Annotated in this window: 20 protein-coding genes; 15 read left to right on the forward strand and 5 right to left on the reverse strand. The window is 44.0% G+C overall.

Annotated elements, in window-relative coordinates:
• Positions 1–133 precede the first annotated feature (133 nt).
• The 3 genes from ACHUFQ_RS06720 to ACHUFQ_RS06730 are packed head-to-tail and all read left to right on the forward strand — an operon-like array spanning position 134 to position 3028.
• Positions 134–1894, forward strand: coding sequence for a SufS family cysteine desulfurase (locus ACHUFQ_RS06720; RefSeq protein ID WP_394174151.1), 1761 nt, complete (start codon positions 134–136; stop codon positions 1892–1894).
• Between the two features lie 36 nt (positions 1895–1930).
• Entirely contained in the window at positions 1931–2623 is a 693-nt protein-coding gene (locus tag ACHUFQ_RS06725; RefSeq protein ID WP_394174152.1) for an aspartate/glutamate racemase family protein, read from the forward strand.
• A gap of 27 nt (positions 2624–2650) precedes the next feature.
• Positions 2651–3028 carry a VOC family protein gene (locus ACHUFQ_RS06730; protein ID WP_394174153.1) on the forward strand — a complete coding sequence of 126 codons (378 nt, stop codon included), beginning with the start codon at positions 2651–2653 and terminating at the stop codon, positions 3026–3028.
• Positions 3029–3133: 105 nt separating this feature from the next.
• On the opposite strand, the gene ACHUFQ_RS06735 is transcribed toward ACHUFQ_RS06730, so the two are convergent.
• Positions 3134–4051, reverse strand: a complete 918-nt coding sequence (locus ACHUFQ_RS06735) for an META domain-containing protein (RefSeq protein ID WP_394174155.1) — start codon at positions 4049–4051, stop codon at positions 3134–3136.
• A 110-nt stretch (positions 4052–4161) separates the two neighbouring features.
• On the opposite strand from ACHUFQ_RS06735, the gene ACHUFQ_RS06740 reads away from it, so the two are divergent.
• From ACHUFQ_RS06740 to ACHUFQ_RS06750, 3 genes are all read left to right on the forward strand, one after another.
• Positions 4162–4983 (forward strand): hypothetical protein, encoded by an 822-nt coding sequence (locus ACHUFQ_RS06740; RefSeq protein ID WP_394174157.1) that lies wholly within the window; start codon positions 4162–4164, stop codon positions 4981–4983.
• A gap of 11 nt (positions 4984–4994) precedes the next feature.
• Positions 4995–5975, forward strand: a complete 981-nt coding sequence (locus tag ACHUFQ_RS06745) for an ABC transporter ATP-binding protein (protein ID WP_394174158.1) — start codon at positions 4995–4997, stop codon at positions 5973–5975.
• Between the two features lie 132 nt (positions 5976–6107).
• Positions 6108–6794 carry a dioxygenase family protein gene (locus tag ACHUFQ_RS06750; RefSeq protein WP_394174160.1) on the forward strand — a complete coding sequence of 229 codons (687 nt, stop codon included), beginning with the start codon at positions 6108–6110 and terminating at the stop codon, positions 6792–6794.
• Between the two features lie 12 nt (positions 6795–6806).
• Here the strand turns inward: ACHUFQ_RS06750 and tcdA are convergent, their stop codons facing one another.
• The 3 genes from tcdA to ACHUFQ_RS06765 form a co-directional block, all read right to left on the reverse strand.
• A complete protein-coding gene (gene tcdA / locus ACHUFQ_RS06755) occupies positions 6807–7610 on the reverse strand; it encodes a tRNA cyclic N6-threonylcarbamoyladenosine(37) synthase TcdA (protein WP_394174162.1) in 804 nt (267 codons plus the stop codon).
• 368 nt (positions 7611–7978) lie between these two features.
• Positions 7979–9067, reverse strand: a complete 1089-nt coding sequence (locus tag ACHUFQ_RS06760; protein ID WP_394174164.1) for a hybrid sensor histidine kinase/response regulator — start codon at positions 9065–9067, stop codon at positions 7979–7981.
• A gap of 1168 nt (positions 9068–10235) precedes the next feature.
• Positions 10236–11525 carry a citrate synthase gene (locus ACHUFQ_RS06765; RefSeq protein ID WP_394174165.1) on the reverse strand — a complete coding sequence of 430 codons (1290 nt, stop codon included), beginning with the start codon at positions 11523–11525 and terminating at the stop codon, positions 10236–10238.
• Between the two features lie 483 nt (positions 11526–12008).
• Between ACHUFQ_RS06765 and sdhC the strand changes: the two genes are divergently transcribed.
• The 8 genes from sdhC (at position 12009) to sucD (ending at position 21812) form a co-directional block, all read left to right on the forward strand.
• The gene (sdhC, locus tag ACHUFQ_RS06770) at positions 12009–12383 is read left to right on the forward strand and encodes a succinate dehydrogenase, cytochrome b556 subunit (protein ID WP_394174167.1); all 375 of its coding nucleotides are present in this window, start codon (positions 12009–12011) and stop codon (positions 12381–12383) included.
• A complete protein-coding gene (sdhD, locus tag ACHUFQ_RS06775; protein ID WP_394174169.1) occupies positions 12377–12724 on the forward strand; it encodes a succinate dehydrogenase, hydrophobic membrane anchor protein in 348 nt (115 codons plus the stop codon). The genes sdhC and sdhD overlap by 7 nt, the downstream gene beginning before the upstream one ends.
• Positions 12725–14491 (forward strand): succinate dehydrogenase flavoprotein subunit, encoded by a 1767-nt coding sequence (sdhA, locus tag ACHUFQ_RS06780; RefSeq protein WP_394174170.1) that lies wholly within the window; start codon positions 12725–12727, stop codon positions 14489–14491.
• A 13-nt stretch (positions 14492–14504) separates the two neighbouring features.
• Positions 14505–15215, forward strand: a complete 711-nt coding sequence (locus tag ACHUFQ_RS06785; RefSeq protein WP_394174172.1) for a succinate dehydrogenase iron-sulfur subunit — start codon at positions 14505–14507, stop codon at positions 15213–15215.
• Between the two features lie 80 nt (positions 15216–15295).
• Positions 15296–18094, forward strand: a complete 2799-nt coding sequence (locus tag ACHUFQ_RS06790) for a 2-oxoglutarate dehydrogenase E1 component (RefSeq protein WP_394174174.1) — start codon at positions 15296–15298, stop codon at positions 18092–18094.
• 34 nt (positions 18095–18128) lie between these two features.
• Entirely contained in the window at positions 18129–19640 is a 1512-nt protein-coding gene (odhB, locus tag ACHUFQ_RS06795) for a 2-oxoglutarate dehydrogenase complex dihydrolipoyllysine-residue succinyltransferase (protein ID WP_394174176.1), read from the forward strand.
• Positions 19641–19773: 133 nt separating this feature from the next.
• Positions 19774–20940: an ADP-forming succinate--CoA ligase subunit beta gene (gene sucC, locus ACHUFQ_RS06800; protein ID WP_138321169.1), complete on the forward strand. Its 1167-nt coding sequence runs from the start codon at positions 19774–19776 to the stop codon at positions 20938–20940.
• Positions 20940–21812, forward strand: a complete 873-nt coding sequence (sucD, locus tag ACHUFQ_RS06805; RefSeq protein ID WP_394174177.1) for a succinate--CoA ligase subunit alpha — start codon at positions 20940–20942, stop codon at positions 21810–21812. The genes sucC and sucD overlap by 1 nt, the downstream gene beginning before the upstream one ends.
• 1065 nt (positions 21813–22877) lie before the next feature.
• Here the strand turns inward: sucD and ACHUFQ_RS06810 are convergent.
• Positions 22878–23873: a D-cysteine desulfhydrase family protein gene (locus tag ACHUFQ_RS06810; RefSeq protein ID WP_394174179.1), complete on the reverse strand. Its 996-nt coding sequence runs from the start codon at positions 23871–23873 to the stop codon at positions 22878–22880.
• Between the two features lie 133 nt (positions 23874–24006).
• Here ACHUFQ_RS06810 and ACHUFQ_RS06815 point away from each other — a divergent pair, with 133 nt between their 5' ends.
• Positions 24007–24834 (forward strand): SAM-dependent methyltransferase, encoded by an 828-nt coding sequence (locus ACHUFQ_RS06815; protein ID WP_394174181.1) that lies wholly within the window; start codon positions 24007–24009, stop codon positions 24832–24834.
• The last annotated feature ends 139 nt before the right edge of the window (positions 24835–24973 follow it).

A 24973-nucleotide genomic window follows, 5' to 3' on the forward strand; every position in this document is an offset into this window, starting at 1 on the left:
CTATTAGTTATAGACCTGTATCTCGTTTTTTGCTGGCTAAAGTGTAAAAAATCCTGATTTGTCACACAGAAAATGCTGTTTGTTAGGGTATAATTTGAAACCAGGCAAAAATAGGCTTTTAAACACCATCGATATGACACAATTTTCATTGCCAGAGTTTCGTGCACAATTTCCCATTCTTCAGCAGGTTATTAATGGTTGCCCATTAATTTATTGTGATAATGCTGCAACCACGCAAAAACCATTGCCGGTTATACAGGCCGTTGCTAACCAACTCGAGCAGAGTAATGCAAATGTGCATCGTGGCGCCCATCATTTAAGTGCAAAAGCCACCACTTGTTATGAAAATTCGAGGGACAAGGTAGCAGCCTATATCAATGCCCCGGCCAGTGAACAGATTATTTGGACTAAGGGCACGACCGAATCGATCAATTTATTGGCGTCGACCATTGGTCCGCAACGTGTCTTTAAAGGCGATGAAATTTTACTATCCGTCGCTGAGCATCATGCCAATATCGTTCCCTGGCAGCAGCTGGCAAAGCAATGCAATGCCAAATTAGTGATTTTGCCTTTGGATGACAAAGGCCGAATTGATGTGGCGAAATCTCTGCCTTTAGTGACGGACAAATGCAAATTTATGTGTATCAACCACGCCTCAAACGTAATTGGCAAGGTTAACCCGATAGAGCCTTTGTTTGCCAAAGCCAGACAGGTTAATGCCATTACGGTGCTTGATGCCGCGCAAACAGTAGCTCACCTAAACATTGATGTGCAAGCAATAGATGTCGACTTTCTGGCGTTTTCGGCCCATAAAATGTTTGGCCCGGCAGGGTTAGGGGTGCTTTATGGGCGAAGAGACCTACTTGAATCTATGCCTGCCTACCAGTATGGCGGGGAAATGATCAAGAAGGTCACGTTTGAGCATACTCAACTTAATGCGATTCCCCATAAATTCGAAGCCGGGACGCCAAACCTTACCGCGGTTATCGCAATGGGGACGTGTATCGACTTTTTAATGGCTCAACCCTATCAACAGGCGCTTGTTCATGAGAAAAAGCTCATTAGCTATGCTTATACAAAACTGTCTGCTATCCCGGGTTTGCAATGGCTGGTTGCTGAGTGTCCAGATTTGCCCATTTTCAGCTTTACCCTTAAATCTCAGCACCATCAGGATCTCGCTTCATATTTAGACAGTAAAGGGATCGCGGTTCGTAGCGGTCACCATTGTGCAATGCCACTTATGCAACATCTGCAATTAGAGGGCTCGGTTCGCGTGTCACTTGCCCCTTATAACTCTGCGCAGGAAGTCGATATATTGGTACGATTCATTAATGAATATTTAGTCTCGGATATGGCTGAACAAGGCGAAAGTGAATCGCCACAATCCGATTCAAACGCTGCACCTATAGCGGAAGATGTTAATGCAGACGCACCTAGCCGCTCGGACGAGAACAGCGGAGAGAATTCTCCTGACTGGCTAGCACTTAAACAAAGATTCGCGCAAGCTACAGGCTGGGATGCTAAGCATCGTGAAATTATGTTACTCGGAAAAGCACTGCCTCGAATGCCAAAAACCGAGCGCTCTGATGAATACCTGGTTGCTGGATGCGAAAGCAATGCCTGGTTAAAAATGGTTGATACAAATATGACAAGCTTAACATATACGGCGGATAGTGATGCCAGAGTGATTCGCGGGCTGTTACACATTATCTTGCTGATAACTAATGGCTGCAGTGCGAAACATATTGACAACCTGGACTTCGGATCGATGTTTGATGAACTGGGATTAATTCAGCATTTAAGTCCTTCTCGTGGCAACGGCTTGTTAGCGATTGTGAAACGGGTAAAAGAACTGGCGAAGAATCGCGATAAGAATGAGAATAGCCAGCAATAGCGCCAAAATTTATTAGCTAAGCAGGGAAGACATCGTATGAAGACCATAGGTCTTATCGGGGGGATGAGCTGGGAATCAACTCGCAGCTATTACGAAAGCATTAATCGTTTGGTAAACCAGCGATTAGGGGGATTTCACAGCGCTAAAATCATTATGATAAGCGTTGATTTTGCTGAAATTGAATGGCTTCAGCAACGGGGTGACTGGCAAAAAGCCGGCGAATTACTGGCTGAATGTGGACAAAAACTTGAATTCGCCGGTGCCGATGTTGTATTGATTTGTACCAACACGATGCACCGAGTGGCCGATCAGGTTCAACAACGTATATCCATACCACTACTGCATATCGCTGACGTAACGGGTGCTTACTTACAGAAGTCAGGGTATACAAAATCTGGTTTGCTCGGTACCCGCTTCACCATGGAGCAGGATTTTTATAAACAACATATCATTGAAAAATATGCGATTGCGATGCTGATACCACCGCGCGAAGACAGGCAGGTCGTGCATGATATTATTTACCAGGAGTTGGTAAAAGGTGAGTTTAATAGCCGTTCCAAAGATCAATACCTGAAGATTATTGCAACGCTTGCTGAGAATGGAGCACAGTCAGTTGTTCTGGGGTGTACCGAAATTGGTTTACTTATTCAGCAACAAGACTCGCCATTGCCATTGCTCGATACCACGGAACTGCATTGCCAGGCGGCGGTGGAATTTGCGTTAATGTAAATGAATTTATAGAGGGGAACCTTGCCGATGGCAAACATCAAAAAAGTCGGTCAAATTGCCATAGCCGTTAGTGACGTTAACGTTGCAAAACAATTTTATTGTGATGTGTTAGGGCTTGCTTTACTGTTCGATGTGCTCCCTGCAATGGCTTTTATTCAGGCGGGTGATACGCGGATCATGCTTACTCAACTGCAAGGCAATGAAAAGGACCACCATACCTCAGTGATCTATTATCAGGTCGACGATATTGACAGCTACGCTAACAAATTACGAGATCAGGAAATAGATTTTGAACAAAAACCGCAACTTGCGGCGAAAATGCCCGATCATGAACTATGGCTCGGATTTTTGCGGGATCCCGATAACAATCTGCTGGCAATCATGGCTGAAAAGCCACTTGGTTAGCGAGCAACTTGAGTTTTGTTGTACTCTCAACGCTTAGCCTCGGTTATTGCGCTATACATTATTGCGCTATACAAAAGAGTCATTCAATAGCATCATTACTTAGCGTTATTCAGCGTCACTATGTTGTTTGAATTTGAGTAATACCTTCCTTTGCTGGTCGAGCAGAATTAAGTGTGTATCGTTAAGTTGATAAAAGCGCGCGTTCTGCAATGCCTGCAGATAATCCTGCTCCGCCTGCATGATGTCTTGCTGACATGCCATGCGCGTCGACATCAAAGGACCAATAGTAATGTTATCATCCTTTAACTGATAAGAACCATTAAACAGGTTACATCCGGAATTGCCAGCGATGCGTTTTTCCTTATCATCGACGCTTAAATGGTGTTGGTTCTCGCTCACTTTTATTTCAGATTTTTTACCTTTTATCTGTTCCAGCATCCACTGCGAGCTGGTTAATGGCAACATCGAAAGGTCGGATGGGTCTTTTAGCTGTATCTGACTATTTTCATTGTTTTCATTATCTGCTTGTTGGGATGGCCTTGCCGGTGCTGCTACTTGTTGGACAAGCACTTTTACCGGACCACCGTTGGTAGGAAAAGCTTCAATTCGCTGAGTATTGATAAAGCGCAATCGTTGTTCTTCCATCACTCTGGCACGAATTGCATAGCGACCTTTCGCGTTTATTTGATTACGATCATATTCCAATTCGAACGACCAGGGTGCTGTGCCGGGGCGGTCATATTGTTGACTGGCAATAACGGTTGCTGCGACATCCATCTTCGAAACATCTTCCAGATACACTTCAAGACGAACATTGTCCGGTAAGATAATACGTTCCCGGTACCACACTTCCCCTTGCAATGTCGCCATATCTTTCTCAGGCTTTTCTGATGTGTTTTCCTTAGGGGAAGCTGGCGGTGTGTCAGATGTATTCGCTACAGGATCAGATGCTGGCTTGCATGCCATCAGTGAACATAGGACGAAAATGATTAGAAGGTTGCGGAATAATAGGGCGTTAATCATGTGTCAGACTTGGTTGGTTGGCCAATGCTATAAGTCTAACATTGTTGGCTGTAACAGCCACTTACAAATCGAAACTTAACACTGGTATTATCATCTTGTATGCTAACCCTATGAAACTTTATGATTTGAAAAGAATTTTGCAAATCAGTATGCATGAATGGCAGCGGGTATTCGTTACTGGCTCCGGGCGTCTGACCTTGTTAACGTTTTTTGCCGCTTGGGTATTGATATTTCATTATCCGATTCGAACCGCCGTTGATTTGATCGCCAATTCTTCAGATGCCGCCGTTATCCGATCGGTATTGGGTGATCTTGGCTTTAAACAACTTTTACAATGGCCGGTGGCAGAGCTATCGGTTTTTTGGTTTGCCGCAATGGTGTTATTGCCATTCACCTGTGTATTGCTTAGTAGTGACCAATTCGCCAGTGATCGACAACGGGGCACAATTAAGTTTTATTTACTCAGAGCTCGGCGCTCTGAGTTTATTTTGGGACGCTTTTTCGGATACGCGAGCTTTTTTACCCTATTGTTGTCCGTACTCGTCATCATTACCCTGATTTACAGTAATTGGCGCGACCCCAGATTACTCGAGCAAGGCCTGAATCAGGGGTTAAATACCTTTTTCTTTCTGGTTATCTGGATGATGTCGTTTATTGCCCTCACGAATTTTCTCAATGTGATAATGCCAACGGGAAAGAAAGTCCTATTAATATTGATGTTGATGTATTTAGTGCTGCCATTTTTCGATTATGTGTTTTTATCGCAATGGCAAATACATTTGCAATCGTCATTGTTGCTGCCTGGTTTGGGGATATTTGCCACGATTGGAGAGCAAGGGCCGGAATTGGGAAACCTGGTTAAACCGCTGTTGCAATCGGTTGTCTATTTAGGCCTGTCTTTGTTGTTATTTAGAGTGCGCTCGCTGAGCTGATAAGGGATATTATGAAATCCGTGATTCGTTTAAATCAGGTCAACAAATCGTTTGGCAGTCACAAGGTGCTGGATAACATTAGTGTTGAGATTAACGCCGGGGAACCTGTGGCTTTAGTTGGTGCTAACGGCGCGGGTAAAACCACGTTGTTTTCAATTATCTGCGGATTTCTTAAGGCCGATAGTGGCTCAGTGCATATTATCGGTGACCCGGTCGGCAGTTATCAACATTTGTCAAAGCTATCGGCGTTAATACAAGATGCTGAATTTGATCCAGACTTTTCGATTGAGAAACAATTAACATTATTCGCCAAACTACAGGGAATGAGTTCAAAGTGGGCTCGGAGCGATGTTGAGCGGGTTCTGGAACTTACTGGTTTAAAAGAATACAGTCGCCAGAAAAGTCGTATTCTTTCTCATGGTATGAAAAAGCGTCTGGCCATTGCCCAGAGTTTATTAGGCTCGCCAGAAGTTATATTACTTGATGAACCAACGGCGGGTCTGGATCCAGACTATGCCAGACAAATTTCCAATATTCTGGTAGACATTAAAGAGCTCGCGACTTTGATCATTAGCTCACACCAATTAGAGCAATTACAGCGAATTTGTCCGCGGGTTATGTTTTTAAAAGATGGCAAGGTTACATTGTCTAAGAATTTTGCAAATCCTGGCACCAATCAGGGAATCTCACAGGTGCATGCTAGTGCTATGCAATTGCAGACGCTAACGTTGCGTTGCTCCGACCAACTACCTGGCCTACTCAATAAAATCAGAGCATTACCTGTGGTTGAATCCATTGATGCAACCCAACGCCATGAATTTAAAATTCAATATCACGCCGGGCAGGAGCCTTATCAGTTAGAGCAAGCGTTATTCACGTTGTTTGCCCAGAATCATTGGCACTATGAGCAGTTGATTAACGGCGACACGTTGGAAAACCAGTGGTTTTCGCAACAAGGCAAAGAAGGTGGCAAAGGTGGTTACGGTAACTAAAGGTGTCAGAACAAAATATGTTTGTGCCTGTTCTGAAACCTGCGAGCTAACTCTGAGCGCAACCTGATCTTTGTATTCTCTTACCTTTTAACCTAAACCTATATAAGTCTTTATTCATTGAAGTTAGTGGTAATGTCTGTAAAGCAAGCGTTAAAGTTTCGGCGGCGATTTCTCAAAATCGGTGCGCTCTCAGCGACCAGTCTGCTATTGGCTACCGGTTTTCGCCAGCAAAGTAACCCCCAGTCATTATTAACCCCAGGCCAAACGGAAGGGCCATTTTATCCAACCCGAGGTCAATTGGATGTCGATATGGATCTTACTCATATTAAGGGGCATACCAAAAAAGCCGAAGGGCAGGTGATAATGGTTTCAGGCCGGGTAATGGATCAGTTTGGAGATCCTGTGCCCCAAGCACTAATTGATATTTGGCAAGCCAATAGTTTTGGTAAATATCACCATGAGTTGGATCAACGCAGGGTTAAAATTGACAAAGATTTTCAAGGATGGGGGACCTTGCAAACGGACAATAAAGGTAATTATCAATTTTTAAGTGTAAAGCCCGGCCCTTATCCTGCGGATGGTAAATGGATACGACCACCGCATGTGCATTTTAAGATCGCGAAGCGAGGGTACCGGGAATTAACAACGCAAATGTACTTCTCTGGTGAGCCATTAAACCACAAGGACCTGCTATTGCTCGAACTTAGCGAACAAGAGCAACGACAATTAGTGGTCGATTTTAGCAAAGATCCGAAACGAAAACAGCTCAATGGTCAGTTTGATATTGTGTTAAGCAAAATTAGCGCTGATAAATTGTGAGCAATTTAGCGGCTAAGCCGATTCGGCTAGCTTTCTCGCTTTTGATTTGAGAAATTTATCCAGGGCTCGACTCACTGCAAAAAATGCAAAGCTTGCGGTAACATGGGTAATTGCGCCAAAGCCACTTCTGCAATCCAATCGCATCGATTCTTTACTGTCTGGTTTCGCCAGGCAAACTTCACCGTCGTCATCAGGGTAGGTCAATTGTTCAGTTGAAAACACCGCATCAATACCAAACTTTCGTTTGGTGTTGCGGGAAAAATTGTGCTGCCGACGTAATTGATTTTTCACCTTTGCTAACAGGGGATCCTGATAGGTTTTACTCAAGTCACTGATGCATATTTGTGTGGGATCCCATTGTCCACCAGCTCCGCCTATGGTGATTAACGGAATTTTATGACGCTTACAATAGGCAATAAGTGCAGTTTTAACTGGCACCGAATCAATGGCATCAATCACATAATCTAAGCCCGGATGTAAACGTTCTGGTAAATTATCCAGGGTTAAGAAATCTTCTATTTCAATAACATTACAATCAGGGTTGATCTGGCGTATACGTTCAGCCATAACTTCAACCTTGCTTTCACCAACGGTGTCCGTTAATGCATGTATTTGTCGGTTGACGTTGGTAGTACAGATATCATCGAGATCTATCAGGGTTAATGTTCCGATCCCGGTACGAGCTAGTGATTCAGCCACCCAGGAACCAACACCACCGATACCGATAACGCAAAAATGGCCATTTTGAATGTATTGAAAAGCGGATTTCCCGTATAGGCGTTCGATTCCGCCAAAGCGCAATTGAGTATCTGACATGTTATTTTCACGGTCGAGTTAAAATCGGCGGCATTATACCAATTCCATTGAGTTTTTGCACAACTCAGAGTTAGGGCATAGGTTCAGTTACAACATAGATTTTATTGATATAGTCATTCTATATTAATGAAATATAGGGTCGTAAATGGGCCTTTGATAAGCTCCCTCTGGGTGAGTTTTAAAGGCGTATATCCTGCGCTATTGATTTTGGCTGATTTCGAAAATGATGCAACCGTTCTCTTCAATTAAAGCCTTGCCTTAAAGCCTTTAAATTCTCACTGAGTGGGAAATCACTTAGTGGACTTGGAATTATACCAATGCACAGGTCATGCTCAAGGAAGAAAACAGACTAATAACAAAGTATCTTGCTAGTATTTAGGAAGCTTGACTTCAAACCGGGTTTTTTCTTCGTTAATCACATTAAAGCAGATTTTGCCATTTTGAGCTTCGGTCATCAATTTTGCAGAATAAGCCCCCAGGCCCGAACCCCGCACTAAATTGGAGGTCGCATATTTTTCAAATATAGAGCCTCGCAAATCTTCAGGAATGGCGCCTTGATTTTCAATACTGAAACAAGCCATATCGTCAGATCCTGAAATCGTAATTCGAATTGTCTGATTATCGGGAGATGCTTCAACTGCATTTTTGAGCAAATTGTTGACGATAGACAGGAAAAGTAGGTCTTCAGCCAGGGCATAAATATCCTCATCCGGTTTGTTGAGTTCTATGGCAATATTTTTGGGTTTGGATAAATATCGAACTGACTTTATGGCGCGATTGATCGTCCTTTCTAAATCTACCATATCCGGGTTGAGAGGATAGGTCCCATTTTCTATCTTAAAGATATCCAATGAATTATTGATCATATTAAGCACATTGGTTACTGACTCTTCAATAGAATTTGCGACGTGTTTATCGCCAATTTTATTCAACTCAAATAGGATCACGCCTAAAGGGCCTTTTAAATCATGATGCGTCAATCTCTCAATATCTTCTCGCAATCTGGCGTTCTCTTTTAACGTTGTTATCTGATCTGCCAGCAGTTTTTGGCTGCGATGAAGTTGCACGTGGGTTTTTACCCGGGCACTAAGCACATCGGGTTGTAAAGGCTTGGTGATGTAGTCAACAGCACCAAGCTTGAAGCCCTCGGTGATGTCTTCTACCTGAGATTTTGCGGTAAGGAAGATAATCGGGATATTTGCGGTTAACGCATCGCGTTTTAGCTGCCGACATAATTCAAAGCCATTAACTTTAGGCATCATTACATCAAGTAATATCAGGTCAATATTGGCATCGGCCTTAATGATCTTTAAGGCAGTTGTGGCATTCGTTGCGGCTTTAGTCCTGTACGTTGGTCGCAATATGCTTGAAGCCAGATCAATATTGCCCGGCTCGTCATCGACGATCAGGATAACCGGCTCAGCTCCATGGTTATCTGGATTATTTTCACCACTCACTAACGCTGTCTGCTCTTTAAGAATATTCAGTTAAAGTTTAGCTTAATAACCAAAACACAATAAAGCGATAAATAACAAGCTGTTTGATTTAAAAAGTCATCGAATGAGATGTTCTGTTTACGGTTTCTCGCCATTATTTTGCGGATAAAACGGCATTTAAAACATTTGCTGAATAATAATTCATCAATTGTTGAGCTCTTTGTCTAAGAAAGTTTGAGATTATTTCGAAATACAGTCAGAAAGTTTTGTCGTGTTTTATTAAAATTTCGCTCGATGTTACTCTTTTCGACAAGTTAATTGGCCAAAAAATGGTGATTCTGCAAAGAAAAAGTCCTGATAATCAACAAAATCACCGGAGGAGGAGGAAAAAATAGCGTTTTAGTGCATGTTTTTTATACGAAAAACCCACAAGTTAGTTATTTAAATTCTAACCACAGAGTGATAAAGAGAGAATTCCCGTCATTTTTAGCTGAATCACGGCTAATTCGCACCTTTCGCGGTTAAGGTATGCTCCGGAAATAGGCTGAAAATATACGTCATATTTCGTTTAATCCGATGGTGAATGTAGCTACAAGGTTCAAGATTCGGAAGAGAATCAAGAGAATTTCGTTCTATTAGATTCCGGATCGGAGTCCGGAATGACGTTGAGCGTTCGGAATCGGATTGCGTTGAAAACTAGGATTTCGGTTCGTGAACCGAGTGACGATTGGCGGCTTAATTTAGCCTCTTTCACCTATATTTACCCTAGAGTTCACTAAAATTTATCAGAATTCAATCTGGGTAATTAATACTAGAAACCCCATTGATATAGTCTTTTGGGCAAAAACCAGATCGATTTTGACACCTATTTATATTTGATATTCAAACCTAGACACAGAAGAACCATCGGGATTTCTCTCACAATGTCGCCAACCATCTCTGGCGATCACCGAGAATATGCTCATCGATAACTGCTCCTCGATAACTGCTCCTCGATAACTGCTCCTGCGTTATTCTACCTGCATACATCCATGTATTTGTGCGTTATTCTAACTACATACTTCCTTGTGTTAGTGCTTTTCGGCATACCGTCTATCCGTGGCCATAACCGTCAAAACGCATTCTATTTTGACGCCTTTAAAACAAAAAAGGCAACCCGAAGGCTGCCTTTTTGAACACAAAAATTAGATTATTTGTGAGAATCTAATGGTGTGAATTCTTTGTTCAATTCACCAGTGTAATTTTGACGAGGACGACCAATCTTCTGGCCTGGCTGCGTCAACATTTCATCCCAGTGTGAACACCAGCCAACGGTACGTGATAATGCAAAGATTACCGTGAACATGCTGGTTGGAATACCGATTGCTTTGAGAATGATACCTGAGTAGAAATCCACGTTAGGGTAAAGCTTCTTCTCAATGAAGTAAGGGTCTTCTAGCGCAACTTTCTCTAGTGCCATAGCCACGTCTAAAAGTGGATCCTGAACACCTAACTCTTTTAAAACTTCGTGACATGTTTCACGCATTACCGTGGCGCGAGGGTCGAAGTTTTTGTATACACGATGACCGAAGCCCATTAGACGGAACGGGTCGCTCTTGTCTTTCGCGCGAGCAACAAACTCATCGACACGGGACACGTCACCGATTTTTTCTAACATGGTTAGACAGGCTTCGTTAGCACCACCGTGAGCTGGGCCCCAAAGTGATGCAACACCTGCTGCAATACATGCATAAGGGTTAGCACCAGAAGAACCGGCTAGACGCACGGTTGAAGTCGACGCGTTCTGTTCGTGGTCTGCGTGTAAGATGAAGATACGGTCCATCGCACGAGCAAGTGTCGGGCTAACTTTGTATTCTTCAGCAGGTACAGAGAACATCATGTGCAAGAAATTCTCTGCGTAAGATAAATCGTTACGAGGGTAAACAAACGGCTGACCGATGCTGTATTTATAAGCCATGGCTGCAATCGTAGGCATCTTGGCGACTAAGCGGTGTGCACAACGTAAACGTTGATTACGGTCAGAAATATCAAGATCGTCGTGGTAGAAAGAGGATAGGGCACCAACGACACCACACAGCATAGCCATTGGGTGAGCATCTGGACGGAATCCCTGGAAGAAGTGTGCAAGTTGTTCATGCACCATGGTGTGGTTGGTGATGATGTTTACAAACTCGTTATATTCTTCCTGACTTGGGGCTTTACCGTTCAACAGGATATAACATACTTCCAGGTAATCGGCTTTCTTGGCCAGGTCATCAATTGCATAACCACGGTGCTGTAAAACACCTTTAGCGCCGTCTATGAAGGTGATTTCAGATTCGCAGGAGGCAGTTGCTAAAAAGCCAGGATCGTAGGTGAAATAACCTTTGCTGCCCAGAGTTCGGATGTCGATAACGTCATTGCCTGCGGTTCCAGATAGAATGGGTAACTCCGCAATTTCCTGACCGTCGACGCTCAGCGTGGCTTTAGATTCAGCCATAAAAATATCCTCTAAATTTTAGTTAGATTTTTAATTTCTGAAATTAACTAATGTTCGCATTGATACAAAATCGGCGTTTACCAGGTTCCGCATCAATACCAATATTTAATCATAATAATCCAAGACAAATGATTAATTAGTCAATTTCACGAATACAAAATTGCCGATATTCTACTCTAACTTTACGGGTAAATGTCAATGTAATTGTGTATGACTTTAGTATTTAAACCATTATTTTGACAAAAATTGGAGTTTTTACTTCAAAAATGGCTGAAAAGTAGACAGAAGCTAATAAAAAACCTCATAAAATTGTAATTCAATATAGACCTATATATAATTCGTGCGGATCTGTTTTTAGAGAAATTTCAGGGGAGTTGGAATTTGTTTGAAGCAGAAAACAATAACAAACTTGGTTATTTAATTTGGCTTGCCATTTTAAATAGAAATACAACTAGCTGAACTATTAGTTTTTAGGCAAGAACTGTGAAAAAACAACGACCTGTAAATCTTGATTTAACAACAATCAAGTTTCCGGCTGCCGCAAAAGCATCTATTTTGCACCGTGTTAGTGGTGTCATGATGTTTTTCGCTGTTGGTATCTTAATTTGGGCCCTTTCGGTTTCTCTCTCATCTGCTGAAGGCTTTGCTACCATAGAGTCTTACCTGCAAGGTTTCTTCTTTAAATTTATTATTTGGGGCATTGTCTCAGCACTTATCTACCACTTGGTAGGCGGTATCCGTCATTTGATTATGGATATGGGCCACCTGGAAGAAAAAGGCTCAGGCCAGACTAGCGGTAATGTCGTTATCGCCCTATGGCTTCTATTATCTGTCGTTGCGGGGATATGGTTATGGTAAACAATGTAGCAACTTTAGGCCGCAACGGTGTTCATGATTTTATTCTGATCCGTGCCAGTGCCATCATCCTTGCCTTGTATAGTTTGTTTATGCTCGGTTACTTCATCATTTCTGATGATGTTACGTATGAATCATGGACGGCGCTATTTGCATGCCTGCCGATGAAAATATTCACTATTCTCGCGGTTCTAGCCGTATTGTTCCATGCCTGGATCGGGATTTGGCAAGTTTTGACAGACTACGTAAAAAGCACAGCACTACGTGGTTTTCTTCAATTTATTTTTACCATCACGTTATTTGTATACGTAGCGGCGGTGTTTTTAACAGTGTGGGGTGTGTAAGTGAGCGTACCAGTTCGTGAGTTTGATGCCATTGTCATTGGCGCCGGTGGTGCGGGTATGCGTGCCGCATTAGCAATTTCAGAATCAGGCAAATCTTGTGCATTGATTTCTAAAGTATTCCCAACACGTTCCCACACAGTTTCAGCCCAGGGTGGTATTACCGTCGCATTAGGTAATGCCCATGAAGATAACTGGGAATATCATATGTACGATACCGTTAAAGGTTCTGATTTTATCGGTGACCAGGACGCAATCGAGTACATGTGTAAAACTGGCCCGGAAGCGATTATCGAACTAGAGAATATGGGTCTGCCATTCTCTCGTTTTGAAAATGGTAAAGTTTACCAGCGTCCTTTCGGTGGTCAGTCAAAGAATTTTGGTGGTGAGCAGGCTGCTCGTACCGCTGCTGCTGCGGACCGTACCGGTCACGCTCTATTGCATTGTTTGTATCAGCAAAACGTAAAAAACAAAACCAACGTATTCTCTGAGTGGTATGCATTGGATTTAGTGAAAAACGCTGACGGTAACGTTGTCGGTTGTACTGCTGTTGATATTGAAACCGGTGAAGTGGTTTACTTTAAAGCCCGTGCAACGGTATTAGCCACTGGTGGTGCTGGTCGTATCTTCGCGTCAACCACTAACGCTCACATCAACACTGGTGACGGTGTTGGTATGTCCTTGCGTGCTGGTATTCAGATGCAGGATATGGAAATGTGGCAGTTCCACCCAACCGGTATCGCCGGTGCTGGTGTACTGGTAACAGAAGGTTGTCGTGGTGAAGGTGGTTACCTTCTAAACAAAGACGGCGAACGCTTTATGGAGCGTTACGCCCCTAACGCCAAAGACCTTGCGGGTCGTGACGTTGTTGCTCGTTCAATGATGACAGAAATCCGTGAAGGTCGTGGTTGTGACGGCCCATGGGGTCCACACATCAAGCTTAAGCTTGATCACCTTGGTCGTGAAACCCTTAACCAACGTCTTCCAGGTGTTTGTGATTTGTCGAAAACATTCGCACACGTTGATCCTGCTGAAGAGCCGATTCCTGTTATTCCTACCTGTCACTATCAGATGGGTGGAGTGCCGTGTAACGTTAATGGCCAGGCGATCAATATTGATACTAACGGTAACGAAACCATCGTTGAAGGTTTATTCGCGGTTGGTGAAATCGCTTGTGTATCGGTACACGGTGCTAACCGTCTTGGTGGTAACTCACTGCTTGATTTGGTTGTATTTGGTCGTGCTGCTGGTAACTTCCTTGGCGAATACCTTGCGGGTACACAAAACGGCAAAGATGCATCGGCATCGGATCTTGAACAGTCACTAAGTCGTTATAACCGCTGGGAAGGCTGTGACCAGGGCGAAGACCCGGTACAAATCAAGAAAGATCTACAGCAGTGTATGCAGTTAAACTTCTCGGTATTCCGTGAAGGTGAAGCAATGGCTCAAGGTATGAAAGAGCTTGCTGAGATCCGTGAGCGTCTTAAGCACGCACGTCTTGATGACAAATCATCAGAATTTAATACCCAGCGTATTGAATGTCTGGAGCTAGACAACTTAATGGAAACGGCGTTCTGTACCGCAAAAGCGGCAAACTTCCGTACCGAATCTCGTGGTGCTCATGCCCGTCAGGATTTCACCGAGCGTGATGATGAAAACTGGTTATGTCACTCAATTTATACCCCGGAAACAGAAGAGATGACCAAGCGTTCTGTCAATATGACGCCTGTCCATCGCGAAGCCTTCCCACCGAAAGTCAGAACATACTAAGGAGCAGAAAAGGATGAAACAAACGTTTTCGATTTACCGCTACAACCCTGATGTAGATAATGCTCCTTACATGAAGGACTATGAGTTGGACGTTCCTGAAGGTTCTGACATGATGGTATTGGACGCCCTGATTCTATTGAAAGAACAGGATCCGTCTTTATCATTCCGTCGCTCATGCCGTGAAGGTGTCTGTGGTAGTGACGGCCTGAACATGAATGGTAAGAATGGCCTGGCGTGTATTACGCCATTATCCGAAGTTAAAGCAGATAAGATTGTTCTGCGTCCTCTTCCTGGCCTACCGGTTGTTCGAGATTTGATCATTGATATGACACAATTCTACAACCAGTATGAAAAAATCAAACCGTATTTGATCAACGACGGCAAGAGCCAACCAACTCGCGAGCACCTGCAATCGCTTGAAGATCGCGAAAAGCTTGATGGCTTGTACGAGTGTATTCTTTGTGCCTGTTGTTCAACCTCGTGTCCTTCATTCTGGTGGAACCCTGACAAATTCATTGGCCCAGCAGGATTACTTCACGCTTATCGTTTCCTTATCGATAGCCGTGATACGGCAACAGATGAACGTTTGGACGACCTACAGGATGCTTACAGCGTATTCCGTTGTCATGGCATCATGAACTGTGTTGATGTTTGTCCAAAAGGATTGAACCCGACGAAAGCGATTGGTTCAATTAAATCTATGTTGTTACAAAGAGCGGTTTAGTAAAGTGTGCCGGATGTTTGTGTAGTCCGGCATCTTAATTATTCTTTATTTTGTTGCTTTAGCCCGAAAAGGAACAGGCAATGCCAGAAGGTGTAATGAAGGCTTGGTTAGAGTCTTCCCATTTAAGCGGAACAAATGCCGCTTATATAGAAGAGCTATACGAGTCCTATTTAGAAAACGCTCATTCTGTCTCTGATGAGTGGCGCAAAATTTTTGACGATTTACCAGCCCTTGACGGGGTTAAGGTAGAGACCAATCATTCGGTAATTCGCGACCAGTTTCGTGAGTTAGCCAAGCAAGGACCCCAACAGATTGTTAGCGCCCCAGCTGACACTAAACAGGTTCGTGTCCTGCAATTGATCAATGCTTATCGTTTCCGTGGTCACCAAAACGCGAACCTAGACCCGCTAGGAATTTGGCAGCGTCCTCGGGTTCGCGATCTGGAATTATCTCACCACGAATTATCCAAATCTGAATACGATAAAGAGTTTAATGTTGGATCACTGGCTGTAGGTCAGGAAGCCATGAAACTTGGCGAGATCCATGAAACATTAGAAAAAACCTATTGTGGCTCGATTGGCGCTGAGTATATGCATATCACGTCTACTCGTGAAAAACGCTGGATTCAGCAGCGTTTGGAGTCGGCGCAATCAAGAGCAAATTATACCGCAGAGCAGCAAACGGAGATCCTTAAAGATCTAATTGCCGCTGACGGTTTAGAAAAATATCTGGGTGCGAAATTCCCGGGCGCAAAGCGCTTCTCCCTTGAGGGGGGCGACAGTCTGATCCCAATGTTAAAAGCCTTGATTACCCGTGCGGGTGAACATGGCACCAAAGAAGTGGTTTTAGGTATGGCTCACCGTGGCCGCCTGAACGTTTTGGTTAACGTGATGGGTAAAAACCCGAGCAAACTGTTTGACGAATTCGCTGGTAAAATCGATGTTATCGGTTCAGGTGACGTGAAATACCATCAGGGTTATTCGTCAGATTTCATTACTCCGGGCGGCAATGTCCACCTGGCACTTGCGTTTAACCCATCGCATCTGGAAATTGTAAACCCAGTTGTAATGGGCTCAGTACGCGCACGTCTTGACCGTCGTGATTGTGATAAGGGCGATTTAGTCTTACCTATTACGATTCATGGCGACAGTGCGATTGCCGGCCAGGGCGTGGTGCAGGAGACGTTCAATATGTCTCAGGCGCGTGCGTATAAAGTTGGCGGTACCATCCGTATCGTGGTGAACAACCAGGTTGGTTTTACGACGTCTAAACCTGAAGATACCCGTTCTACGGAATATTGTACCGATATCGCGAAAATGGTTCAGGCACCAATTTTCCATGTTAATGGTGACGATCCTGAAGCGGTCGTTCTGGCGACTCAAATCGCGTTAGATTTCCGCAATAAGTTTAAGCGTGATGTGGTGATTGATTTGGTTTGTTACCGTCGTCACGGTCATAACGAAGCGGATGAGCCGAACGCGACGCAACCCTTGATGTATCAAGAGATCAAAAAACACAAAACACCTCGTCAGTTATTTGCCGACAAGATGATTGCTGAAAATCGTCTGACTGAAAGCAAAAACAAGGAAATGGTCGATTACTATCGTCAGTTGTTAGACGAAGGTCAGTGTACGGTTGAACAGTGGCGGCCTATGACAGAGCACAGTGTTGACTGGACACCTTATCTGGGTCATGACTGGGATGATGAATATGATCACCAGATTGATCTTGATCACCTTAAAGCCTTAGCGGCATCTATTTCCAGCTATCCGAGTGAGCATAAGTTGCAATCGCGGGTTAAGAAAATCTACGATGATCGTGTGAAAATGGCCAATGGTGAGAAGTTGCTTGACTGGGGTTTTGCAGAAAACCTGGCGTATGCATCCATTGTTGATCTTGGCGAGCGAGTTCGTATTACCGGTCAGGATTCTGGTCGAGGCACGTTCTTCCACCGTCATTCAGTATTGCATAATCAACAAGATGCCAGCACATACCTCCCATTACAGCACATTCGTGAAGGTCAGGGCCCGTTTGAGGTCTATGACTCAGTATTGTCCGAAGTAGCGGTATTGGCATTTGAATACGGTTATACCACAGCAGAGCCTAGCGGCTTGACGATCTGGGAAGCGCAATTTGGTGATTTTGCAAACGGTGCACAGGTTGTATTCGACCAATTCCTATCTTCTGGTGAGCAAAAATGGGGTCGTTTGTGCGGCTTAACGATTTTGCTTCCGCATGGTTATGAAGGACAAGGTCCTGAGCATTCATCTGCACGTTTAGAACGCTTCCTGCAATTATGTGCTGATCATAATATGCAAGTTTGCGTACCTTCGACTCCGGCACAGGTGTTTAACATGCTGCGTCGTCAGGTTGTACGTCCTATGCGTCGTCCTCTGATTGTGATGTCGCCGAAATCATTACTACGTCATCCTCTGGCTGTGTCTTCTTTAGAAGAGCTGGCTTCTGGCGTTTATCAAAACGTGATTGATGAAGTGGATGAATTAGACAAGAAGGCAGTGAAACGCATCGTGATGTGTAGCGGAAAAGTGTATTACGAATTGCTTGACCAACGTCGCAAGCAAGAGTTAAACGATGTCGCTATCGTCCGAATAGAACAACTTTATCCGTTCCCGGAAGAAGAGTTGAAGGCGATTATTGCCGAATATCCAAACGTTAAAGATTTTGTCTGGTGTCAGGAAGAGCCGCAAAACCAGGGTGCCTGGTATTGCAGTCAGCATCACTTCTGGAATTCAATTCCAAAAGGTGCGTCTCTAACTTACGCCGGTCGAAAAGCTTCTGCCGCACCTGCTGTCGGTTACATGTCTTTGCATGTGAAAGAGCAACAGGCATTGGTCAACGATGCGCTAACGATAAAATAAGCCAGTTAAAGAATTGTGAGTAAGGAATAAATTAATGACAACTGAAATTAAGGTTCCCGTATTACCAGAGTCAGTAGCCGATGCAAGCGTTGCGACCTGGCAAGTAGAAGTGGGTGAATCCGTAAGTCGTGATCAGGTATTAGTAGAAATTGAAACTGATAAAGTCGTGTTGGAAGTACCAGCACCTGCTGATGGTGTGGTCACAGAAATCCTTGAACAGGAAGGCGCAACCGTTTTAGGTGAGCAATTACTGGCGATTTTATCGGATGCGGACAGCAAAGCCGCTCCTGCTAAAGAAGACGCTAAGAAAGAAGCAAAAGCCGAAGCAAAAGCACCGGCAGCTAATACCGCGGCTGGCAAAGTTATCGATATTAAGGTTCCGGTTTTACCTGAGTCGGTGGCCGATGCTACGGTTTCTACCTGGCATGTTGCTGAAGGTGAAGCGGTAACTCGTGACCAAAACCTGGTGGATATCGAAACCGATAAAGTTGTATTGGAAGTTGTTGCTGAAGAAGATGGTGTGATTGGTAAAATCATCCACGGCGAAGGTGACACGGTTCTTGGTGAACAGCTAATCGGTCAATTAAATGCCGGGGCAACTTCTGCACCCGTTGCTGCAGTTGAGTCTTCAGACGCTGCAGATGCCGCTGGTGATGAGATTGCCAGCCCGTCAGTACGTCGCTTACTAATTGAGAAAGGTCTAACAGCCGCTCAGGTTAAAGGCACAGGTAAAGGCGGTCGCATCTCTAAAGAAGACGTAGAAGCACACCTGGCAAAGGCTAAAGCGCCTGCTGCTCCAGCCGCTAAAGCGACTCCTGCAGCAGCTCCGGTTGCAGTACAGGGCGAGCGTAGCCAAAAACGTGTACCTATGACACGTCTACGTAAGACAATTGCAAACCGCTTATTAGAAGCGAAAAATTCAACGGCGATGTTGACCACATTTAATGAAGTTAACATGAAGCCAATCATGGACTTGCGTAAGCAATACAAAGACGTATTCGAAGAGCGCCATGGTGCTCGTCTAGGTTTTATGTCTTTCTACGTTAAGGCCGTGACCGAAGCATTGAAACGTTTCCCTTCGGTAAACGCTTCAATTGATGGCGATGATATCGTATATCACAACTTCTTTGATGTATCGATTGCGGTATCTACTCCTCGTGGTTTGGTAACACCGGTATTGCGTGACGCTGACCAACTAGGCATGGCAGGTATCGAAAATGGTATCCGTGAACTGGCGATTAAAGGTCGTGACGGCAAATTAACCATGGACGAAATGCAAGGCGGTAACTTTACTATCACCAATGGTGGTGTATTCGGTTCATTGCTTTCAACACCTATCCTTAACCTTCCGCAGACAGCGATTCTGGGTATGCACAAAATCCAGGACCGTCCAATGGCGGTAGATGGCAAGGTTGAGATCCTGCCGATGATGTATCTGGCGCTTTCTTATGATCATCGATTAATCGATGGTAAAGAATCTGTTGGTTTCCTGGTAACCATTAAAGAGTTACTGGAAGATCCAACACGTCTGCTATTAGACATCTAAATTTTAACCAAAATTTGTTCGGAATTTCACTGTAAGGGACTATCGCTAGTGCCTTGCAGTGTTTATAATCGCTACAATTTTTTTACAGGCAGTTAACGCTGCTATTTTTCTATATCGATAATTGGAAAACACCATGAATTTGCATGAGTATCAAGCGAAGCAATTATTCGCAGAATATGGTTTACCAGTTTCAGAGGGCTTTGCTTGCGATACCCCTCAAGAAGCTGCTGAGGCTGCTGACAAGATCGGCGGTGATATGTGGGTGGTTAAAGCTCAGGTTCACGCTGGTGGCCGCGGTAAGGCTGGCGGTGTTAAGCTGGTAAAAACCAAAGAAGAAATCAAAGAATTTGCACAGCACTGGTTAGGTAAGAACCTAGTAACTTATCAAACAGATGCTAACGGTCAACCGGTTGCAAAAATCTTGGTTGAGAGCTGTACAGATATCGCAAACGAATTGTACTTAGGTGCCGTTGTAGACCGTGGTACTCGTCGTGTTGTATTCATGGCTTCTACCGAAGGTGGTGTTGATATCGAGACAGTTGCAGAAGAAACGCCGCACCTGATCCACAAAGCTGCGATTGACCCACTTGTTGGTCCTCAAGCGTATCAAGCACGTGAGCTAGGCTTCAAATTGGGTCTTAACCCAGTACAAATGAAGCAGTTTGTTAAGATCTTCATGGGTCTTGGTAACATGTTCAACGACCACGATTTCGCATTATTGGAAATCAACCCATTGGTTATTACCGATGAAGGCAACTTGCACTGTCTTGACGGCAAAATCGGTGTAGATTCAAACGCACTTTACCGTCAGCCTAAGATCCGTGGCATGCACGATCCTTCACAGGAAGACGAGCGTGAAGCACACGCAGCTCAGTGGGAACTGAACTACGTAGCGCTAGACGGTAACGTTGGTTGTATGGTTAACGGTGCTGGTCTTGCAATGGGTACCATGGATATCGTTAACTTGCACGGCGGTAAGCCAGCAAACTTCCTTGATGTAGGTGGCGGTGCGACGAAAGAGCGTGTTGCAGAAGCATTCAAAATCATCTTGTCTGACGACAATGTAAAAGCAGTACTTGTAAACATCTTCGGTGGTATCGTTCGTTGTGACATGATCGCTGAAGGTATCATTGGTGCGGTTAAAGAAGTAGGCGTAAACGTTCCTGTCGTTGTTCGTTTAGAAGGTACTAACGCAGAAGCTGGTCGTGAAGTATTAGCAAACTCTGACGTTGACGTAATCGCTGCTGAGTCTTTAACAGACGCTGCTGAGAAAGTTGTTGCTGCTGCGGAGGGCAAATAATGTCTGTATTAATTAACAAAGATACCAAGGTAATCTGTCAAGGTTTCACTGGTGGTCAAGGTACGTTCCACTCTGAGCAAGCGATCGATTACGGTACGCAAATGGTTGGTGGTGTATCTCCTGGTAAAGGCGGTCAAACGCACTTAGGTTTACCGGTATTTAACACGGTTCGTGAAGCGGTAGAAGCAACTGGTGCTACAGCGACAGTTATCTACGTTCCTGCGCCTTTCTGTAAAGACGCAATCTTAGAAGCTATCGATGCTGGTATCGAGCTAATCGTTACTATCACTGAAGGTATTCCTACGCTAGACATGCTTGACGTTAAAGTGAAGCTTGAAGAAACTGGCGTTCGCATGATTGGTCCAAACTGTCCAGGTGTTATCACTCCGGGCGAGTCAAAGATCGGTATCATGCCAGGTCACATCCACAAGCCAGGTAAAGTTGGTATCGTATCTCGTTCAGGTACACTAACTTACGAAGCGGTTAAGCAAACGACAGATGCTGGTTTCGGTCAGTCTTCTTGTGTTGGTATCGGTGGTGACCCAATCCCAGGTACGAACTTCATTGACGTTCTTGAAATGTTCGAAAACGATCCGCAAACTGAAGCAATCGTTATGATCGGTGAGATCGGTGGTACTGCAGAAGAAGAAGCTGCTGAATACATTAAAGCTAATGTATCTAAGCCAGTTGTTTCTTACATCGCAGGTGTTACTGCTCCTCCAGGTAAGCGTATGGGCCATGCTGGTGCTATCATCGCTGGTGGTAAAGGTACTGCTGACGAGAAATTCGCGGCTCTTGAAGCTGCAGGTGTTAAAACCGTTCGTTCACTTGCTGACATCGGTAAAGCATTGACTGAGAAAACTGGTTGGTAATCTACCACTAAGTTTCTAAATAAACGCCTCGCTACTTCGGTATCGGGGCGTTTTTTTTTGCACATGGACGTGCTTAGTCGAGATATTACCATCCATGATATCTCGACATATTGTAAATCCCTGTACATATCCTGAACGCGTCTGGATGGTGCTAGTCAGGGGCGCTTTTGGATTTTGAAGTTGTTTTAAAAAAAGTTATGTTAAGGAATAACACAGGAAGAGGATGTAAATGGTTGTTTTTACTATTAGTAAAATTAAAACGTTAATAATCTTTAGCCGCTTTTGTCACTATTTGTATTAGGGATAACGCAAACATGAAAATCAAATCTCGTCGAATACTCTTCGCCACCGCGATAATACCAATCCCATTAAATTATTGCTCACTCAGTGAGAATTTAAAGGCGTTTAGACAAGGCTTTGATTGCAGAGAATGGTCACTCCATTGTCAAAATCAGTAACGCAGGATAAACGCCTTTAAAACTCACCCGTAGGGAGTTAGTGAGAGGCCCATTTACTGCCCTATATTTCATTAATATAGAATGACTATATCAATAAAATCTATGTTGTAAATGAACCTCGGCCCTAACTCTGAGTTGTGCACAAACTTAATGGGATTGGTATAAGCGTTATTTTGGTCGCTGTATTCGCCTTTTTTGCGGATGAGGCGCGCAAAGAAATTTATTTCCTCTGTAGTAATTTCAAACAAGGGGATAGTTATTCAGATGTTATCAAACAATTGGATACCGCGAACTTATCTGCCTACCAAGTGGACAGTCCCGAATCGGGTAAACGCGTTGTTCATAGTAGTACGCTTCATTTTCACATCATCTCTTGTGACATTAATTTTGATAAAACTGGGGTAGTAACTTCTGCCTCATACAAATAAGGGTTTAGGTTCTGCTAGGGAAGCGTGAAAATTAACTCGATCAATTGGCAATTTTTAATAGACGCGGTCAGATCTTGATTCATGAAAATAAGTTAGTTGGTTTATTTTTATCAATGATTTTGTAGTACAGCCACGATGGAAACGGAAATTTTTCGAAACTCAAGATCTAACCCTAATTACTATTTAAACCAATCTTTATACGCAAATAAGCCAACACTGCCGCCAGTATGTAAAAAGGCGACATTTTCAGTATCTGAAAATTCGCCCTTTTTCAGCATATCCAACATACCGGCCATGGCTTTTCCTGTATAAACAGGGTCGAGCAAAATTGCCTCCTGCCTCGCTAGGGTTTTTACCGCTTCAACCATTGAATCCGTCGGGATCCCGTAACCCTCACCATAATACTGATCTTTAATTTCAATGCGTTTTATCGCGGATTGTAAATTAAAACCTAAAGCTTCGCTCATGGGTTCCAATAAATTGATGATTAATTGTCGTTGCGCAGCTTCGGGCTTACTCACGCATACGCCAATAACCCGCGTATCAGCATCTAAAAGCTCCATGCCGGCGATTAATCCGGCTTGGGTTCCGGCACTGCCAGTGGCATGAATTAATGCATCTAACTTAATTTGCTGCTGTTCACATTGTTCCATTAGCTCAAATGCACACTCCACATACCCACAGGCGCCAATCGGATCAGAGCCGCCAACAGTGATAAAATAGGGCACTTCACCTTGCGCTTTGAGTTGTTCAACAAGAGACATTGCATGGTTCAGGCTGTCCTCGTTATCTGGGACGATAAACGTGTCAGCCCCGAGAATGTTGTCCAACAATAGGTTGCCACTATGCAGATAATCTTCACCGCCAGTTCCCGCGACCTTTTCAAGTACCAGCGCACATTTTAATTGGTATTTATTGGCTGCAGCCGCGGTTTGCCGAGCGTGATTCGATTGAATGCCGCCAATGGTGACTAACACTGTCGCATTTTGCTGTAGGGCATCAGCAATAAGGTATTCAAGCTTGCGGGTTTTATTGCCGCCGGTGGCAAGCCCGGTACAATCATCCCGCTTAATAAATAATTGTGCGCTGCCTAGCCGGTTAGTCAGGTTTGCTAATGGCTCAAATGGTGTGGCACCATTCATTAACGTCACTTTTTTTCGTTCTATTTTGTTCATTGAACGCCTTTATTTTCGTACCAATCAGTGAAACATTATACTAAAGCAAAACGCCTTTCGATTGACAGTTTAAATCGGCTATTTTTGCCCGCTTATCCAGGTTAATCTAAACTATCCGCAGGAGGGAATTTAGATGCCTAGTCATAATATTGTCACTCAACACTACACGCATGGGAGCTTGATTGAAACGATTCAGTCTGGTGTCGAAAAACTCGGAAAATCCGTCAGTGACGTCTCGGTCGATGATTTGGCCCCGGTAGATGAATTTCATATCGGTGGTCGGATGGCGACACAGGCGTTTCTGAGCCAGCTCAATATTGACCCAACTCATAAGGTACTTGATGTTGGTTGTGGATTAGGAGGAAGCAGTCGTTTTGTCGCTCAGCAATACGGATGTCAGGTCACAGGTATCGATTTGACTCAGGAGTTCGTTGACACCGGCAACACACTTTGTGCGTGGGTAGGGCTAACAAACAAGGTTCAGCTTAAGGTTGAAAATGCCTTGGCATTGAGTGACGAAAATGAGAGTTACGACAGAGTCTATTTAATGCATGTGGGCATGAACATCGCAGATAAAAAAACATTAGCGACTGAACTTTTCCGGATATTAAAACCCGGCGGTAAGTTAGGTATCTATGATGTTATGAGGGTCAATAAGGGGGCGTTAAAATTTCCGGTTCCCTGGGCAAGTGAACCGGGTGGTAGTTCGGTGGCATCGCTACCAGAATACCTTTCAGCGCTACAATCAGCGGGATTTCATGTCATTAAAGAAACCAATCGACGAGCGTTTGCTTTACAGTTTTTTTCAGAACTTCAGACTCGGATTGCAAATGCGGGAGGCCCTCCACCATTAGGCCTACATTTATTGATGGGCGATAAAGCACCATTGAAAATGAACAATATGCTTGAAAATATTTCTCAAAATCTGGTGGCGCCAATCGAGATTATTGCCGAAAAATGATTGATGACGGTAAATCGCGCGAATGTTAAGCCGTTTATTTGCAGGCTGATACCCGATTATCGCTCATTTGTCGTAACACCTTTTATTTGTTTTATTTGAGCTTAGCTAAGCGGTTAGAGCCTAGATATTTGCACTTAGA

Origin of the sequence: Thalassotalea litorea, assembly GCF_043642205.1 — a bacterium.
In the GTDB taxonomy this organism is placed as follows: domain Bacteria; phylum Pseudomonadota; class Gammaproteobacteria; order Enterobacterales; family Alteromonadaceae; genus Thalassotalea_A; species Thalassotalea_A litorea.